This window comes from Grimontia sp. THUN1695, from assembly GCF_059704325.2.
Map to the genome: position 1 here is coordinate 2,077,082 of NZ_AP046577.1, position 15,734 is coordinate 2,092,815.

Annotated in this window: 14 protein-coding genes and 8 tRNA genes; 19 read left to right on the forward strand and 3 right to left on the reverse strand. The window is 51.2% G+C overall.

The annotated features are described in order from the left end of the window. Positions 1-8: 8 nt before the first annotated feature. A complete protein-coding gene (gene hemA, locus AC6IB1_RS12960; RefSeq protein WP_497567007.1) occupies positions 9-1,268 on the reverse strand; it encodes a glutamyl-tRNA reductase in 1,260 nt (419 codons plus the stop codon). Positions 1,269-1,549: 281 nt separating this feature from the next. Here hemA and lolB point away from each other — a divergent pair, with 281 nt between their 5' ends. The 14 genes from lolB to AC6IB1_RS13030 all read left to right on the forward strand — a co-directional run bounded on the left by lolB (position 1,550) and on the right by AC6IB1_RS13030 (position 8,689). Next, a complete protein-coding gene (lolB, locus tag AC6IB1_RS12965; protein ID WP_497567008.1) occupies positions 1,550-2,158 on the forward strand; it encodes a lipoprotein insertase outer membrane protein LolB in 609 nt (202 codons plus the stop codon). Further along, positions 2,140-3,003: a 4-(cytidine 5'-diphospho)-2-C-methyl-D-erythritol kinase gene (gene ispE, locus AC6IB1_RS12970; protein ID WP_497567009.1), complete on the forward strand. Its 864-nt coding sequence runs from the start codon at positions 2,140-2,142 to the stop codon at positions 3,001-3,003. Before lolB ends, ispE begins: the two co-directional genes overlap by 19 nt. A 42-nt stretch (positions 3,004-3,045) precedes the next feature. Then, positions 3,046-3,993 carry a ribose-phosphate pyrophosphokinase gene (locus AC6IB1_RS12975; protein WP_005503641.1) on the forward strand — a complete coding sequence of 316 codons (948 nt, stop codon included), beginning with the start codon at positions 3,046-3,048 and terminating at the stop codon, positions 3,991-3,993. Between the two features lie 144 nt (positions 3,994-4,137). Then, positions 4,138-4,728, forward strand: a complete 591-nt coding sequence (gene pth, locus AC6IB1_RS12980; protein ID WP_497567010.1) for an aminoacyl-tRNA hydrolase — start codon at positions 4,138-4,140, stop codon at positions 4,726-4,728. 93 nt (positions 4,729-4,821) lie between these two features. Next, positions 4,822-5,913 (forward strand): redox-regulated ATPase YchF, encoded by a 1,092-nt coding sequence (gene ychF / locus AC6IB1_RS12985; protein ID WP_497567011.1) that lies wholly within the window; start codon positions 4,822-4,824, stop codon positions 5,911-5,913. Between the two features lie 230 nt (positions 5,914-6,143). Further along, positions 6,144-6,220 (forward strand) — tRNA-Met (locus AC6IB1_RS12990). Between the two features lie 23 nt (positions 6,221-6,243). Beyond that, positions 6,244-6,330, forward strand: a tRNA-Leu gene (locus AC6IB1_RS12995). A gap of 32 nt (positions 6,331-6,362) precedes the next feature. Further along, positions 6,363-6,437, forward strand: a tRNA-Gln gene (locus tag AC6IB1_RS13000). An 11-nt stretch (positions 6,438-6,448) separates the two neighbouring features. After that, positions 6,449-6,525: transfer RNA gene (locus AC6IB1_RS13005), tRNA-Met, on the forward strand. 88 nt (positions 6,526-6,613) lie between these two features. Beyond that, a tRNA-Leu gene (locus AC6IB1_RS13010) sits at positions 6,614-6,700 on the forward strand. 57 nt (positions 6,701-6,757) lie between these two features. Further along, positions 6,758-6,844, forward strand: a tRNA-Leu gene (locus tag AC6IB1_RS13015). 58 nt (positions 6,845-6,902) lie between these two features. Continuing rightward, positions 6,903-6,989, forward strand: a tRNA-Leu gene (locus AC6IB1_RS13020). A gap of 32 nt (positions 6,990-7,021) precedes the next feature. Beyond that, a tRNA-Gln gene (locus tag AC6IB1_RS13025) sits at positions 7,022-7,096 on the forward strand. 120 nt (positions 7,097-7,216) lie between these two features. Then, positions 7,217-8,689: a protein adenylyltransferase SelO gene (locus AC6IB1_RS13030; RefSeq protein ID WP_497567012.1), complete on the forward strand. Its 1,473-nt coding sequence runs from the start codon at positions 7,217-7,219 to the stop codon at positions 8,687-8,689. A gap of 71 nt (positions 8,690-8,760) precedes the next feature. Here AC6IB1_RS13030 and AC6IB1_RS13035 read toward each other — a convergent pair whose 3' ends face one another. Together AC6IB1_RS13035 and AC6IB1_RS13040 are read right to left on the reverse strand one after the other, a co-directional pair. After that, positions 8,761-9,921 (reverse strand): 2-octaprenyl-3-methyl-6-methoxy-1,4-benzoquinol hydroxylase, encoded by a 1,161-nt coding sequence (locus AC6IB1_RS13035; protein WP_497567013.1) that lies wholly within the window; start codon positions 9,919-9,921, stop codon positions 8,761-8,763. A 125-nt stretch (positions 9,922-10,046) separates the two neighbouring features. After that, positions 10,047-10,202 carry a hypothetical protein gene (locus tag AC6IB1_RS13040; protein WP_497567014.1) on the reverse strand — a complete coding sequence of 52 codons (156 nt, stop codon included), beginning with the start codon at positions 10,200-10,202 and terminating at the stop codon, positions 10,047-10,049. Between the two features lie 14 nt (positions 10,203-10,216). Here AC6IB1_RS13040 and miaB point away from each other — a divergent pair, with 14 nt between their 5' ends. From miaB to lnt, 5 genes are all read left to right on the forward strand, one after another. Further along, positions 10,217-11,641, forward strand: coding sequence for a tRNA (N6-isopentenyl adenosine(37)-C2)-methylthiotransferase MiaB (miaB, locus tag AC6IB1_RS13045; protein WP_005503653.1), 1,425 nt, complete (start codon positions 10,217-10,219; stop codon positions 11,639-11,641). Positions 11,642-11,740: 99 nt separating this feature from the next. Then, positions 11,741-12,817, forward strand: coding sequence for a PhoH family protein (locus tag AC6IB1_RS13050; RefSeq protein WP_497567015.1), 1,077 nt, complete (start codon positions 11,741-11,743; stop codon positions 12,815-12,817). Continuing rightward, positions 12,818-13,282: an rRNA maturation RNase YbeY gene (gene ybeY / locus AC6IB1_RS13055; protein ID WP_497567016.1), complete on the forward strand. Its 465-nt coding sequence runs from the start codon at positions 12,818-12,820 to the stop codon at positions 13,280-13,282. Between the two features lie 25 nt (positions 13,283-13,307). Further along, complete coding sequence (corC, locus tag AC6IB1_RS13060; RefSeq protein WP_497567017.1) at positions 13,308-14,174, forward strand: CNNM family magnesium/cobalt transport protein CorC; 867 nt, start codon at positions 13,308-13,310, stop codon at positions 14,172-14,174. A 7-nt stretch (positions 14,175-14,181) separates the two neighbouring features. Further along, positions 14,182-15,729 (forward strand): apolipoprotein N-acyltransferase, encoded by a 1,548-nt coding sequence (gene lnt, locus AC6IB1_RS13065; protein WP_497567018.1) that lies wholly within the window; start codon positions 14,182-14,184, stop codon positions 15,727-15,729. The last annotated feature ends 5 nt before the right edge of the window (positions 15,730-15,734 follow it).

Below are 15,734 nucleotides of genomic sequence, written 5' to 3' on the forward strand. Positions count from 1 at the left end.
TTAAAAAACTATTTCAGGGGATCCAGACCTAAGCTCTGACGGAGCGTTTCCAGTATACGCTCGTCGCCATTTCTGGCAGCTTCCTGCATGGCCTGAGTTGGCGCATGGATCAGTTTATTGGTCAATTTATTGCTCAGCTCGATAACCACCTTTTTGGGGTCTGCACCACTGGCGAGGGCTTGTAAGCTCTTGCTGAGCAATTCATTTTTGAGTGCTTCTGACTGGGCGCGGTATTGTTTTATACTGTCCACTGCCCCGCGGGAACGCATCCATGTCATAAAGCCGACACTTTCTTCGTCAACAATCGCCTCGGCCTGAATGGCAGCCGCCTTGCGTTGGTCGCGGTTGCGTTCCACAATCGAGTGCAAGTCATCGACAGTATACAGGTAAGCGTCGTTCAGCTCGCCTACTTCTTCTTCGATATCTCTTGGCACTGCAATATCAATCAGCAGCATCGGTTGGTGACGGCGTGCTTTAATCGCTTTTTCCACCATGCCTTTACCAATGATTGGCAGAGGAGCGGCGGTCGAGCTGATCACAATATCAGCTTTGTGCATATACTCTGGAATTTCTTCCAACGAAATGATCTCTGCACCAAATGCTTCGGCAAAAGGTTTTGCCCGTTCCCGGGTTCGGTTGGCGACAATAATATTCTGGCACTTGTGCTCAAAAAGGTGCTTGGCGACCAATTCAATGGTTTCACCCGCCCCGACCAACAGAGCTGTAGACGTTTCCAGAGATTCGAAAATCTGGCGTGCCAGAGAGCAAGCAGCAAAGGCAACAGATACGGCATTGCCACCAATATCCGTTTCAGTTCGGACGCGTTTAGCAACTGTAAACGTTTTTTGGAACAGGCGTTCCAGCGAACCCATCACGGCATCTTGCTCGACAGACTCTGCATACGCCTGCTTGACCTGCCCCAGAATTTGCGGCTCTCCCAACACCAGAGAATCCAACCCACAGGCTACACGCATTAAATGCTGGGCGGCGGCCTGATCATGATGGGTATAAAGACACGGAAGAAGCGCTTCACTGTCGAGATTATGGAATTCACAAAGCCAATCGACCAACGCACCGGGGCCGGGCTGGTCGATTTCACAGTAGATTTCAGTGCGGTTACAGGTAGACACAATCACCCCGCTCTGCACCACCTGCTTTTCTTTAAGATCGAGCAAGGCATCGCGAAGTTGCTGCGGAGAAAAAGCGACTTTCTCACGCAAGTCGACCGTAGCGGTCTTGTGATTAATTCCAAGAACTAACAAGCTCATTAAGCAAGATTACCGACAGCACCAGGTGAAATCCGAGCCGTGAATTTTACTTTATGGGCCCGTCGAATAAAAGATAACATTAGTTTCCTATCCTCGATAACAAGCAGAAGTGTGACTTTCCCACTTTCTTAACAAGCTATTCGTTCTTATTTTCAACAAGTCACGTTCAGGGTCTTTATACCCAATAACTGACCTTGATCAGAGAGATTTTTAAACATTACATCGATATAATCATTGCCCTTCTCTGCTCTGCGCAGAGAAAATAAATATGGAGTTTGCTTATGTTCAGACATCACCACATCTTGGTACTTTTTTTACTGACCCTTGTGGGGATGACCGGATGTTCCACCCAACCAATTCCCCAAACTGAATGGCAAACCCACCAAGCAATGCTATCCGCCATCACCCGTTTTACTGCCAAAGGCAAAGTGGCACTGATCAGCCCCGAACAACGGGTCTCTGCCCATTTTGTCTGGGAACAGGAGGGGGATAAATTGTCACTGCGCCTGAGCAATTTCCTTGGCAGTACCCTATTCAAGCTTGATGCCACACCGGATGCCGCCGTCTTGGTTGATGGTGACGGCAAACGCTACGTTGACCGAAACGCCGCCAGTCTTCTGAAACGGCTGACCGGCATTGCCTTACCTGTTGATGAAATGATGCGTTGGGTAAAAGGCCTGCCTGCAGAGCAAAACGCATACACCTTGGGTGCAGATAACCGGCTGGCTTCTCTCAGTGAAAACAAGACCGATACTCTCCAAAAGGGTTGGCAGTTGGATTACACCGCTTATGATGCGGACACCAACAACCTGCTGCCATCCAAAATTAAAATGACACTCAACCAACAAAAAGTGAACCTGGTGATCTCTGAATGGGTTTATCCGCAATGATGCACAACACCACGACCTGGCCAGCCCCCGCCAAACTCAACCTTTTTCTCTACATCACAGGACGCCGTGACAATGGCTACCATGACCTGCAAACCCTTTTTCAGTTTCTGGATTATGGCGACACGCTCTCGATTACCCCCAATGACAGCGGTAACGTCACCCTGTCACCGAAAATAGACGGCGTGACAGTTAAAGAAAATCTCATTTACCGCGCGGCGATGGCTATCAAAAACCAAACCGGCTGTTCGCTTGGCGCTCATATCCACGTGGAAAAAGTGCTCCCAATGGGCGGTGGTCTGGGTGGTGGCTCATCCAATGCAGCGACAACGCTGGTAGCCCTGAACCACCTTTGGCAAACCCAGTTATCGGTTGATGAACTGGCGGATATAGGCCTGACACTCGGTGCAGATGTGCCAGTATTCGTGCGCGGCACCACCGCGTTTGCTGAGGGGATTGGCGAATTACTGCAACCAACTGAAGCGGAAGAAAAATGGTATCTGGTCGCCAAACCGGATGTGAGCATCGCTACTGCAAAAATTTTTGGTCACCCTGATCTGACCCGAAATACGCCTAAGCGCACATTAAATGCGCTGTTGTCAACAAAATACGAAAACGATTGCGAAAAGATAGTCAGAGAGTTGTTTCCAGAGGTTGATAAGGCTCTTTCGTGGCTGCTAGAATACGCGCCGTCGAGACTGACTGGGACCGGCGCCTGCGTTTTTGCTGAATTTGAAGACGAACAGGACGCGCGATCCACGTTTAACAAATTGCCCGACTGGCTCACTGGCTTTGTCGCACGTGGTGTGAATACTTCTCCACTACTGTCGACACTCAAAGCGCAATGAGACAGACAACACTCAATGGATGCAACCCCGAGGTTTTCCACCGTGCCTGATATGAAGCTGTTTGCTGGTAATGCAACGCCTGTACTCGCCCAACGTATCGCGAATCGTCTATACATGTCTTTGGGTGACGCTACCGTCAGCCGTTTTTCTGATGGTGAAGTGTGTGTACAAATCAATGAAAACGTACGGGGTAGCGACGTATTCGTTATCCAGTCGACCTGTGCGCCAACCAATGACAATCTGATGGAACTGGTTGTGATGATCGACGCACTGCGTCGCGCATCAGCTGGCAGAATCACTGCTGTTATTCCTTACTTCGGTTACGCGCGTCAGGATCGCCGTGTGCGTTCAGCGCGTGTGCCAATCACTGCGAAAGTTATCGCAGACTTCCTGTCAAACGTGGGGGTTGACCGCGTTCTGACTGTTGACCTACACGCCGAGCAAATCCAGGGTTTCTTCGATGTGCCTGTGGACAACATCTTCGGTACACCAGTTCTTCTGGAAGACATGCTGGCGAAGAAACTGGAAGATCCTGTGGTGGTTTCTCCAGACATCGGTGGCGTTGTACGTGCACGTGCAACCGCAAAACTGCTAGACGACACTGACATTGCAATCATCGACAAACGCCGCCCACGTGCGAACGTTTCTCAGGTGATGCACCTTATTGGTGACGTTGAAGGCCGTGACTGCATCATCGTTGATGATATGATCGACACCGGTGGCACCCTGTGCAAAGCCGCAGAAGCGCTAAAAAACCGTGGCGCGAAACGTGTATTTGCATACGCAACGCACGCCGTGTTCTCTGGCAACGCGCCACAAAACATCAAAGATTCTGTGATTGATGAAGTGATTGTGACTGACTCCATCCCACTGACTGCAGAAATGCAGGCAACCGGTCGCGTATCTCAGTTGACGCTATCTGGCATGTTGGCTGAAGCTATCCGTCGCATCAGCAACGAAGAGTCTATCTCTGCAATGTTCGATTCTTAATCGTTCCTTTTCGCAACGAAAATGCCTCGCTTTTGCGGGGCATTTTTGTTTTACGCAGATAATGGTAGGATAAGCCGCTTTTGGCACTGGGTAGTTTTACCGTGGTGCCAGTGACTGTCAACACCGAACAACGAGAATCTCACCGTGAGCGATCAAATTCGTCTTTTAGTGGGTCTGGCAAATCCAGGGCCGGAATATGCAAAAACCCGTCACAATGCGGGCGCCTGGGTAGTGGAAGAGTTAGCACGCATCCATAACGTGTCACTCAAAGAAGACAAAAAGTACTTCGGGTTAACAGCCAGAATCAGTGTAGGCGGTGAAGACCTGCGCCTGCTTATCCCCACCACCTTTATGAACCTGTCAGGCAAATCCGTGTCGGCACTGGCGAACTTTTTCCAAATTAAGCCAGAACAAATCATGGTCGCACATGATGAACTTGACTTGCCACCAGGGGTTGCCAAATTTAAAAAAGGCGGTGGGCACGGTGGGCACAACGGCCTGCGTGATATCATCAGCAAACTGGGCAACAACAAAGAATTCTATCGTCTTCGTGTTGGGATTGGGCATCCGGGACACAAAGACAAAGTGGCAGGTTATGTGCTGACCAAAGCGCCTGCCAATGAACACAGCCAAATCGAGCAGGCCGTTGATGAAGCCGTCCGCTGCATCGACATTTTGCTGAAAGACGATTTGGCTAAGGCGCAAAATCGCCTGCATACATTTAAAGCGCAGTAAGCCAAAGGCTATGCGTGCGTACCAATCAGATTAATGAGTGAGTATTCATCTGATTGGTATCATTCTGTTTCTACAACGAAAGGTTACCATCTCATGGGTTTTAAATGCGGTATCGTTGGTCTGCCAAACGTCGGCAAATCAACTCTGTTCAACGCTCTGACCAAAGCCGGTATCGAAGCGGCTAACTTCCCGTTCTGTACTATCGAACCAAACACAGGTGTGGTGCCCGTGCCAGATCTGCGTCTGGACGCACTGGCAAAGATCGTGAACCCCCAGCGCGTACTGCCAACCACGATGGAATTTGTCGACATCGCGGGTCTGGTTGCCGGCGCATCCAAAGGGGAAGGCCTGGGTAACAAGTTCCTGGCAAACATCCGTGAAACCGATGCTATCGGCCACGTTGTCCGTTGTTTTGAAAATGACAACATTATCCACGTTGCGGGCAAAGTTAACCCAGCCGATGATATCGAAGTGATCAACACCGAGCTGGCACTGGCTGACATGGAAGCGTGTGAACGTGCCATCCAGCGTCAGGCGAAGAAAGCCAAAGGCGGTGACCGTGATGCAAAGTTTGAAATCTCAGTACTGGAAAAGCTGTTGCCGGTGCTGGAAGAAGGCAAAATGCTGCGTTCTGTGAAGCTGACCAAAGAAGAAAAAGCAGCCATTGATTACCTGAACTTCCTGACCATGAAGCCAACCATGTACATCGCCAACGTGAACGATGACGGCTTTGAAAATAACCCTTACCTGGATCAGGTGCGCGAGATTGCAGAAGCAGAAGGCGCTACCGTGGTGGCGGTTTGTGCAGAAATCGAAGGCGAATTGTCTGAACTGGACGCAGAAGAAGCAGCAGTATTCCTGGAAGAAATGGGGCTGGAAGAACCGGGATTGAACCGCGTTATCCGGGCTGGTTACGAGCTCTTAACCCTGCAAACTTACTTTACTGCCGGTGTGAAGGAAGTGCGTGCGTGGACTATCCCTGTCGGTGCAACTGCACCACAAGCAGCAGGCAAGATCCACTCTGATTTTGAGAAAGGCTTCATCCGGGCAGAAATCATCGGTTATGACGATTTTATCGAACATAACGGTGAAGCCGGTGCAAAAGTGGCGGGGAAATGGCGTCTGGAAGGCAAAGACTACATCGTTCAGGACGGCGACGTTATCCACTTCCGCTTTAATGTGTAACAGCCTACCTCTAAAATGTTAAAAAGCTGGTTTTTACCAGCTTTTTATCTTCAGAAAGCGTAAAAACAGCCGCTTTCACCACCAAGAATGGTTATAAATCCGCTCATCCTGCTCATTTTCACAGCGAAGTCGCTGAATTGATAAAAAATCCAAGAAAAAAAGTTGACGTCATCCGAGCTTCTTCGCATAATGCGCCCCGCACTTGGGGGACATCCCCGGAAAGTTTAGATGGCTACGTAGCTCAGTTGGTTAGAGCACATCACTCATAATGATGGGGTCACAGGTTCAAATCCCGTCGTAGCCACCATCTCCTTTCCTGTGTAAAACAATGCGATGGTGGCGGAATTGGTAGACGCGCTAGCTTCAGGTGTTAGTGTCCTTACGGACGTGAGAGTTCAAGTCTCTCCCTTCGCACCAAAATCTTTGCTGACAGACAGCAAAGTAACTGTTGGGGTATCGCCAAGCGGTAAGGCAACGGGTTTTGATCCCGTCATTCCCTGGTTCGAATCCAGGTACCCCAGCCATATTTCGGGTTGGCTACGTAGCTCAGTTGGTTAGAGCACATCACTCATAATGATGGGGTCACAGGTTCAAATCCCGTCGTAGCCACCATTAATCCTGAAGGTCTTGAGACTTTCAGCCAGATAAGAGAAACTGCCAAATCTCGGGAAGCGAAGGCTTCCAGTCTGGGGAAAAATTTGCGATGGTGGCGGAATTGGTAGACGCGCTAGCTTCAGGTGTTAGTGCCCTTACGGGCGTGAGAGTTCAAGTCTCTCCCTTCGCACCAAATACCTTGCTCAATAGAGAGTCAGACAAGGCTAAAAACTGACAAACAATACGGTATGCGATGGTGGCGGAATTGGTAGACGCGCTAGCTTCAGGTGTTAGTGTCCTTACGGACGTGAGAGTTCAAGTCTCTCCCTTCGCACCAATCCCCTTGCTCGATATGAGCGTCAGACAAGGTTAAAAACTGACAAACAATACGGTATGCGATGGTGGCGGAATTGGTAGACGCGCTAGCTTCAGGTGTTAGTGTCCTTACGGACGTGAGAGTTCAAGTCTCTCCCTTCGCACCAAAATCTTTGCTGACAGACAGCAAAGTAACTGTTGGGGTATCGCCAAGCGGTAAGGCAACGGGTTTTGATCCCGTCATTCCCTGGTTCGAATCCAGGTACCCCAGCCATATTCAAGAGCTCGCTTAGTGCGGGCTTTTTTCGTTTTTATCTCCCTGATATTTACGTGGTTGAAAGCCATACTGAACCTTGTAGGCTTAGGATCTCGCTCACCAAGGAATGATGCTGTCATGGCGACCACTGAAACCCCGATCAAACACCAGCGCTATCTTTCATTACCTGAAGAGATGTATACCCCTCTCGCGCCAAGCCGGGTAGACGCCCCTTCCCTGCTTGCTCTCAACCATGACTTACTCGATGAGTACGGGCTCTCCCCCGACTGGTTTGAAGATGCCGCCGGGATCCACTTTCTGGCAGGCAACGGCAACTATAAAACCACCCACCCCATTGCGATGGCATATGCAGGCCACCAATTTGGCTACTACTCTCCTTTACTGGGTGATGGACGCGCCCATATGCTGGGTCAATGTCAGACCAAGGCAGGCGAGTATGTGGATGTCCAGCTGAAAGGCTCAGGCAGAACACCTTATTCCCGTGGCGGCGATGGACGCGCAACCGTCGGCGCTGTTATCCGTGAATATCTTATCAGCGAAGCGATGGCTGGTCTGGGTATTCCAACCACCCGCACCCTTGCCATTTTAGGCACCGACGAATCCGTGATGCGTGACTACCAAATGGTGCCGGGTGGCATTCAGGTGCGTACCGGCGCCAGCCATATCCGTGTCGGTTCGTTTCAGTATGCGTATGCCAAACTGGGAGAGCGCGGCGTACAAGCGCTGGCCGATCACCTGATCGCCCATCATTTCCAGGATCTTTCCAGGCATGATGACAAGTACCCTGCTTTGCTCGAGGCGATTGCCACCAGACAGGCACACCTGATTGCAAAGTGGATGCTGGTTGGCTTTATCCATGGCGTGATGAATACCGACAATATGTCACTGGTGGGTGAAACCATTGATTTTGGCCCGTGCGCATTTATGGATGCGTTCAAAGCCAGCAAAGTTTTCAGCTCCATCGACCGTGATGGCAGGTATGCCTGGGACCAACAGGCCAATATCGGCTACTGGAACCTGTCGCGGCTTGCTGAAACCTTGCTGCCACTGTTTGCTGATGACTCAGACGAGGCGATAAAGGTTGCCGAAGACAAACTCAACACCTATGTATCAACTTTTCAGGACGCCTTCCAGACTGGGTTGATGACCAAACTGGCGATTCCGTCCGGTTCACAAAAAGCAGATGAGCTTGTCAATCACACCTTGCCAACGCTGGAATCCGAGCACATTGATTTCACCCTGTTTTTTGATGCGCTGACAAGAGTCGCAAACGGAAGTGAAGGATCTGAATTGCTGTCTCTGTTCGACAACAAGGAAAAAGGCCAGCGCTGGCTCAGTGAATGGCAATCGCTGAGAGATGACAGTGAAGAGGCATTGAACGCAATGCGACAGGCTAACCCGGCACTGATTGCAAGGAACCATCAGGTAGAAAAAGCGATTGACGATGCGATGGAGAGGAACGACTTTTCACGTTTCAATCGATTGGCTGAGGCATTGAAAACGCCTTACGCCGTGAGTAAAGAAAACCGCGATTTACAAGCGCCACCAAACCCGGAAGAACGCGTCCTGAGAACGTTCTGCGGAACCTAGTCACGTTGACACAAGCTACGCTGACGCAGGATAAATGGCGATAGGCAAGACACCCAATCGCCATTGGTTCGCTATAATCCCATGGCGTATTTCAGTACCTGCTGCTTAACCGGGCCGCTGTTTTCAGCCAGCTTCAGCCCTACATTTCGCAGCAGTTTAAGCGGTGTAATGTCATTGCTGAAGCCACCATAGAACACATCCATACCGGTCTGCATGATAAGGTTATCTGGCTTGCGCTTACGCTCATAGGCTGTCAGCACGCTGACATTCGCCCAGTCCGCCCCTGCATCAGCGACGACATCCAGCAATGCATCCACGTCTTTAAACCCTAGGTTCACGCCCTGTCCGGCCAGCGGATTGATGGTATGAGCGGCATCACCAAGCAACACGACCTGTTGGTTGTAGTAACGCTGGGCATGGCGGCGGGTTAATGGGAATGCGCCTTGCTGGAGCACCTCAATATCACCCAGCTCACGGGGAAAATGCATCAGGATTTCATCCCTGAGCGCCGTTGGAGACATGGCACACAGGGATTTGATACGCGCCGGGCTGTCATACCACACTAACGATCCCTGATGTCCCGGTAATGGTAAAAAGGAACGCGGCCCTTCCGGCGTAAACCACTGCCAGGTAATATCCTGCTGCGGCAGCTCAGTCTTCACATTCACCAACATACAATGCTGGCGATAGTCCCAGACGGTTACCCCAATCTTGGCGTAATCACGAACATGGGAGTTTGCCCCGTCCGCGCCCACCAGCCAATGACCATAAAGTATCGAGCCATCATCAAGCTCAACACTGTGTCCATGATTCTCAGGGCGCATAGCAAGAATATTGCCTGGGCAAAAGATGTCCAGGTTTTCCTGGGCCTCACAGGCATGCCAAAGTGCCAGCTGGAGAACCCGGTTTTCAACGATAAAACCCAGCTGTTGCAGGTCCATGCTGTCGGCACTGAACCGGATACGGCATTCTGGGTGTTCCCAGGTTTCAAGACGTCGGTACGGGCAAACACGCATGGCGAGCACGTCATTCCATACTTTAAGGGATTGGAGGAGGGAAACGGACGCCGGTGAAATCGCGGAAACACGCAAGTCCATAGTCTGGTCAGGGGAAAAAGCTTCCGGTGCACGTCGCTCAACCATAGCAACACGTTTTCCCTGTCTGGCAAGACCCAGCGCCACCGCCGCACCCACCATGCCACCGCCGACAACGATAATATCAAATTGTTTCATAACACAATCTCTTACAATGCTGGAGGTATTCTACCGTTAACCCCATCAAATGCGACTCTCCACCTGAGCAATGCCCTAAAATCCACTAAAAAATTTGGGGAGAACGTGATCTGGTCACAGATTGACTAAAGCAGTACAATACGCGGCTTATTAACGGCCGGGCCACCTTTATCGTCATGCCCTGCTGTGTAGAACACCATGATTTCCGGCTGGGATTTCTGCGGCAAATGGCCCGTGATGTTCCCCCACTTTCCCTGCTGGAATACGTAAAACATCAACATGAGCAATGAGTTACATGGCTAAGAAACTGCTGATCAAAACCTGGGGCTGCCAGATGAACGAATACGATTCATCAAAAATGGCAGATCTGCTCAATGCGACCGGCGGCTACGAGCTGACCGAGGATCCTGAAGAAGCAGATGTGCTGCTTCTCAACACCTGTTCTATCCGTGAAAAAGCCCAGGAGAAAGTGTTCCACCAGCTGGGCCGCTGGAAAAACCTCAAGGATCAGAAGCCAGGCCTGGTGATCGGTGTTGGCGGTTGCGTGGCAACACAGGAAGGCGACCACATCCGTGAACGTGCGCCGTATGTTGATGTCATTTTCGGCCCACAAACTTTGCATCGTCTGCCAGAGATGATCAAACAGTCCCAGCAGGACGATGCACCGGTGATGGATATCTCCTTCCCGGAAATCGAGAAGTTCGACCGTCTGCCAGAACCTCGCGCAGAAGGGCCAACCGCCTTCGTTTCTATCATGGAAGGTTGCTCGAAATACTGTACCTTCTGCGTGGTGCCTTACACCCGTGGTGAAGAAGTCAGCCGCCCATTGGATGACGTGCTGTATGAAATTGCGCAACTGGCTGAGCAAGGCGTACGTGAAGTTAACCTGCTGGGCCAGAACGTTAACGCTTACCGTGGTGAAATGCACGATGGTGAGATTTGCTCGTTCGCAGAACTGCTGCGCTATGTCGCGGCTATCGACGGCATCGACCGTATCCGCTACACCACCAGCCACCCCATTGAATTCACCGATGACATCATTGAGGTGTACAAAGACACCCCGGAAGTGGTGAGCTTCCTGCACCTGCCTGTTCAGAGCGGCTCAGACCGCATCCTGACCATGATGAAACGTCCACACACGGCGATCGAATATAAATCGAAGATCCGCAAGCTACGTGAAGCGCGTCCTGGCATTGCAATCAGCTCTGACTTCATTGTGGGTTTCCCGGGTGAAACTGACGCCGATTTCGAAGCGACCATGAAGCTTATCCGTGACGTGAATTTTGACATGAGTTTCAGCTTTATCTATTCACCGCGTCCGGGAACGCCAGCGGCAGACATGCCGGATGACACCCCTGAGCAGGTGAAAAAAGAGCGCTTGTATGAGCTGCAACAGCAAATCAACGCCCAGGCGATGATCTACTCGCGCCAGATGCTGGGTACCGAACAGCGTATTCTGGTGGAAGGCCCATCGAAGAAAAACCTGATGGAACTGCGTGGCCGTACCGAAAATAACCGCGTAGTGAACTTTGAAGGCGCTGTTGATTTGATCGGACAGTTTGTTGATGTAAAAATCACAGAAGTACTGCCAAACTCCCTGCGTGGCGAGCTAGTACGTACAGAAAAAGACATGAACCTGCGCGTGGCGGTATCGCCTGCGGAAATGATGGCGAAGACACGCAAAGAAGATGATCTTGGCGTAGGCGTGTATACTCCGTAAATACCCGGAGGCCAATAAGCCATCCCAAGCCCTGCGAAAGCGGGGTAATCACTGTTATCGGCGTCCTATACAGACGCCGATAACCATTGCGAGGAAGCATTGAATAAAGTCATTACGTTAGAAGTATCACTGGAACCAGTTGATAACACACGCCTGGCCAGCCTCTGCGGCCCATTCGATGACAACATCAAACAGCTTGAGCGCCGTTTAGGTGTCGAAATCAATCACCGTAGCCACCACTTTTCTGTGGTTGGCAGACCTCACACTGCCACGGCAGCCATCGACATTCTCAAGCGTCTGTATGTGGAAACTGCACCGGTCAAAGGCCGTTTTGTTGATCTTGAACCTGAGCAGGTACATCTGGCAATCAAAGAAAGTGGTGTACTTGAGCAGAATATCGAGTCATCGATCCCGTATGGTAAAGAGATCAATATCAAAACCAAAAAAGGGGTGATCAAACCACGTACGCCAAATCAGGCGCAATATATCGCCAATATGGTCACCCATGACATTACCTTCGGGATTGGCCCTGCCGGTACAGGTAAAACCTACCTGGCCGTGGCCGCCGCCGTTGATGCTCTGGAACGTCAGGAAATCCGCCGTATCCTGCTGACCCGCCCTGCGGTTGAAGCTGGTGAGAAACTGGGTTTCCTGCCTGGCGATCTCAGCCAGAAAGTCGACCCTTACCTGCGTCCACTGTACGATGCCTTGTTTGAAATGCTCGGCTTTGAACGCGTAGAAAAGCTGATTGAGCGCAACGTGATTGAAGTGGCACCGCTCGCTTATATGCGTGGCCGTACCTTAAATGATGCATTCATTATTCTTGATGAGAGCCAGAATACCACTGTGGAACAAATGAAAATGTTCCTCACCCGTATCGGTTTCAACAGCCGCGCGGTGATCACCGGTGACGTGACGCAGATTGACTTGCCGCGTAACGTCAGATCAGGCCTTCGCCATGCGATTGAAGTGTTAGCAGATGTCAACGAAATCAGCTTCAACTTCTTCCAGGCTGATGATGTGGTTCGCCACCCTGTGGTTGCACGTATTGTGCAGGCCTATGACGCATGGGAAGCGGAAGATGCCCGTGCACGTAAACAAGCGGAAGAGCGCCGTCGCCAGGAACGCGAAGCGGCACTAAATGCTGCGCCACTGTCAGAAGAGAAGCAATCGTAAATGCACTATTTTGTTGACCTTCAAATTGCAACACAAAACACTGATAATCTGCCAACTGACGCGCAGTTCCAGCAGTGGTTTGAACAGGCGGTGCAATCATTCCGCGAACAGGCGGAAGTGACGATTCGCCTGGTAGACGAAGATGAGAGTCAGTCTCTTAACCGCGACTACCGGGGAAAAGACAAACCGACGAATGTGCTGTCGTTTCCGTTTGATGCACCACCGGGAATTGAATTGGATCTGCTCGGTGATCTGGTCATCTGTCGTCAGGTGGTCGAAAAAGAAGCCAAAGAACAGAACAAAGATCTCTTCGCCCACTGGGCACACATGGTTGTACACGGCAGTCTCCATCTGCTAGGTTATGACCATATTAACGATGAAGAAGCCGAAGAGATGGAATCCCTTGAGATCTCTATCATGAACGCGCTGGGATTTGATAACCCTTACGCGGCGGACTTCATCTAATATCAACGTTGTAAATAATGAGACAATGAACGAAGACAACTCACAAAGCTCTGAAGGTCCGAGTAGAAAGACCTTCTTCGAACGTTTAGGACAGATTTTTCAGGGTGAGCCGAAAGATCGTCAGGAACTGGTAGATGTATTCCGTGACTCGGAGCAGAACGATCTGATCGACCACGATACACGGGATATGCTCGAAGGCGTTATGCAGATTTCTGAAATGCGTATTCGAGACATCATGATTCCGCGTTCGCAGATGGTGACCATTGAGCGCTCACAGCCTCTTGAAAAAATCATCACTATTATCAATGACGCCCAGCATTCCCGCTATCCGGTGATCAGCGATGACAAAGACCATGTAGAAGGCATATTGCTGGCAAAAGACTTGCTGCGCTACCTGATGCCTGACAGCGAACCGTTCGATATCGACAAAGTAATCCGCCCAGCCGTGGTTGTACCGGAGAGCAAGCGTGTTGACCGGCTCCTGAAAGAATTTCAGGAAGAGCGCTACCACATGGCGATTGTTGTCGACGAATTCGGCGGCGTGTCTGGCGTGGTAACCATTGAAGATATCCTTGAGGAAATCGTTGGCGATATCGAAGACGAATACGACGACGAAGAAGAGCAGGAGATCCGCCAGCTCAGCAAACACACTTTTGCGGTGAAAGCGCTGACCACGCTGGAGGACTTCAATGAGAAATTCGGTTCCCAGTTCCGTGATGACGACATTGATACCATTGGCGGTCTGGTCATGACCAGCTTTGGTCATCTACCGGGACGTGGCGAAGAAGTGGACATCGACAACTTCCATTTCAAAGTCACCGCAGCAGACAGTCGACGCATCATCCAGTTGCAGGTTACTATTCCAGATACGACTGCAGAGGAAATGGCTTAAACGTCAAATGCTAAACATCGAAACAGATAAGCGGCCCCAAGCATTCATGCGGATCTTTGGGGCCGCTTTTTCTGGTGCGCTTGCCACCCTGGCATTCGCGCCATATTCATTCTGGCCGGCAATGCCGGTCTCTCTGGTGGCACTGCTCCTGCTCATTCATGGGCAGTCATCCAAACGCGCCGGTTTTATCGGCCTGAGCTGGGGTCTTGGCCAATTTGGCACCGGCGTCAGCTGGGTGTATGTGGTTATCGAAAAATTCGGTGGCTTACCCACCGCTGTCGGACTGGCATTGATTGGCCTATTGGTGCTGTATCTCGCACTCTTTCCGGCGCTGTTTGCCTATGTGATGCGCAGGATCACGCTCCCACTCGCTCCCGCTTACCTGTTACTGGCCCCCTCACTCTGGCTGCTGATTGACTGGTTCCGCGGCTGGTTCCTGACTGGCTTTCCCTGGCTGTGGCCGGGTTACAGCCAGATAGACGGGCCGCTGGCACCGCTGGCCCCTATGTTCGGCGTGCAAGGCATTACGCTGGCGCTGATGATTATTGCAGGCTCTATTGCTATCACCCTGATTAACCGAAACGCCAAGGCGCTGCTGCCTGTACTGGCTGTTGCACTGGTTAGCATAATGTCTTCGTTTGTCCCCTGGGTACAAGAAACAGGCAAGCAGGCAGATATCGCCATGGTTCAGGGCAATGTGCCACAGGAACTCAAATGGCTGCCCAGCCAACGCTGGCCAACCCTGTTGGCTTATCAAGATATGACACGCCAGAATTGGGGGGCTGATATTGTGATCTGGCCAGAAGCGGCCATCCCTGCGCTAGAGCGCGATTTACCCGACTTTCTGGCACGTCTGGATGCCGCAGCCACCCACAACGGTACCGCGGTTATTACCGGCGTACTCGACCAGAATGCGGATGGGCAGTTCTACAACAATGTGATCACTCTGGGTGACAATGGCGAAAGCGGCTATACCTACCCGGCTGCGCAGCGCTATAGCAAGCACCACCTTTTGGTCTTTGGTGAGTTTGTGCCGTTTGCGGATATTCTGCGCCCGCTCGCGCCCTTGTTTAACCTGCCGATGTCATCGTTCAGCCGCGGGGAATACACCCAGCCCAACATCCATGCCAAGGGTTACCAGCTTGCACCGGCAATTTGCTATGAGATTGCCTTTAACGATCAGGTGCGTAACAGCCTCACCGAGACATCCGATTTTATCCTGACGCTATCCAATGACACCTGGTTTGGCACCTCAATCGGCCCGCACCAGCACTTGGAAATTGCCCGCATGCGTGCGCTGGAGAACGGCAAACCCGTGCTCCGTGCCACCAATACGGGCTTAACTGCCGCTATTGGGTATCAGGGCAACCTGATTGCACAAATTCCGCAGTTTGAAACTCAGGTTCTGCGTACGAATGTACCGACTACGTCAGGGCAAACACCCTATACCCGTTTTGGTGACTGGCCGCTTTACCTCTGGATTGTTTTGTCAGGGTTTGTGCTGGTTGTGTTAACCCGGCGTCAAAACACAACAAGTGTCGCTGCGTCGCAATAATAAGA

Coding starts and splice junctions, on each gene's coding strand:
- corC (WP_497567017.1), top strand. CDS start 13,308: ATGAACGAAGACAACTCACAAAGCTCTGAAGGTCCGAGTAGAAAGACC.
- ychF (WP_497567011.1), top strand. CDS start 4,822: ATGGGTTTTAAATGCGGTATCGTTGGTCTGCCAAACGTCGGCAAATCA.
- AC6IB1_RS13030 (WP_497567012.1), top strand. CDS start 7,217: ATGGCGACCACTGAAACCCCGATCAAACACCAGCGCTATCTTTCATTA.
- lnt (WP_497567018.1), top strand. CDS start 14,182: ATGCTAAACATCGAAACAGATAAGCGGCCCCAAGCATTCATGCGGATC.
- hemA (WP_497567007.1), bottom strand. CDS start 1,268: ATGAGCTTGTTAGTTCTTGGAATTAATCACAAGACCGCTACGGTCGAC.
- AC6IB1_RS13040 (WP_497567014.1), bottom strand. CDS start 10,202: ATGTTGATGTTTTACGTATTCCAGCAGGGAAAGTGGGGGAACATCACG.
- AC6IB1_RS13035 (WP_497567013.1), bottom strand. CDS start 9,921: ATGAAACAATTTGATATTATCGTTGTCGGCGGTGGCATGGTGGGTGCG.
- ispE (WP_497567009.1), top strand. CDS start 2,140: ATGGGTTTATCCGCAATGATGCACAACACCACGACCTGGCCAGCCCCC.
- lolB (WP_497567008.1), top strand. CDS start 1,550: ATGTTCAGACATCACCACATCTTGGTACTTTTTTTACTGACCCTTGTG.
- ybeY (WP_497567016.1), top strand. CDS start 12,818: ATGCACTATTTTGTTGACCTTCAAATTGCAACACAAAACACTGATAAT.
- miaB (WP_005503653.1), top strand. CDS start 10,217: ATGGCTAAGAAACTGCTGATCAAAACCTGGGGCTGCCAGATGAACGAA.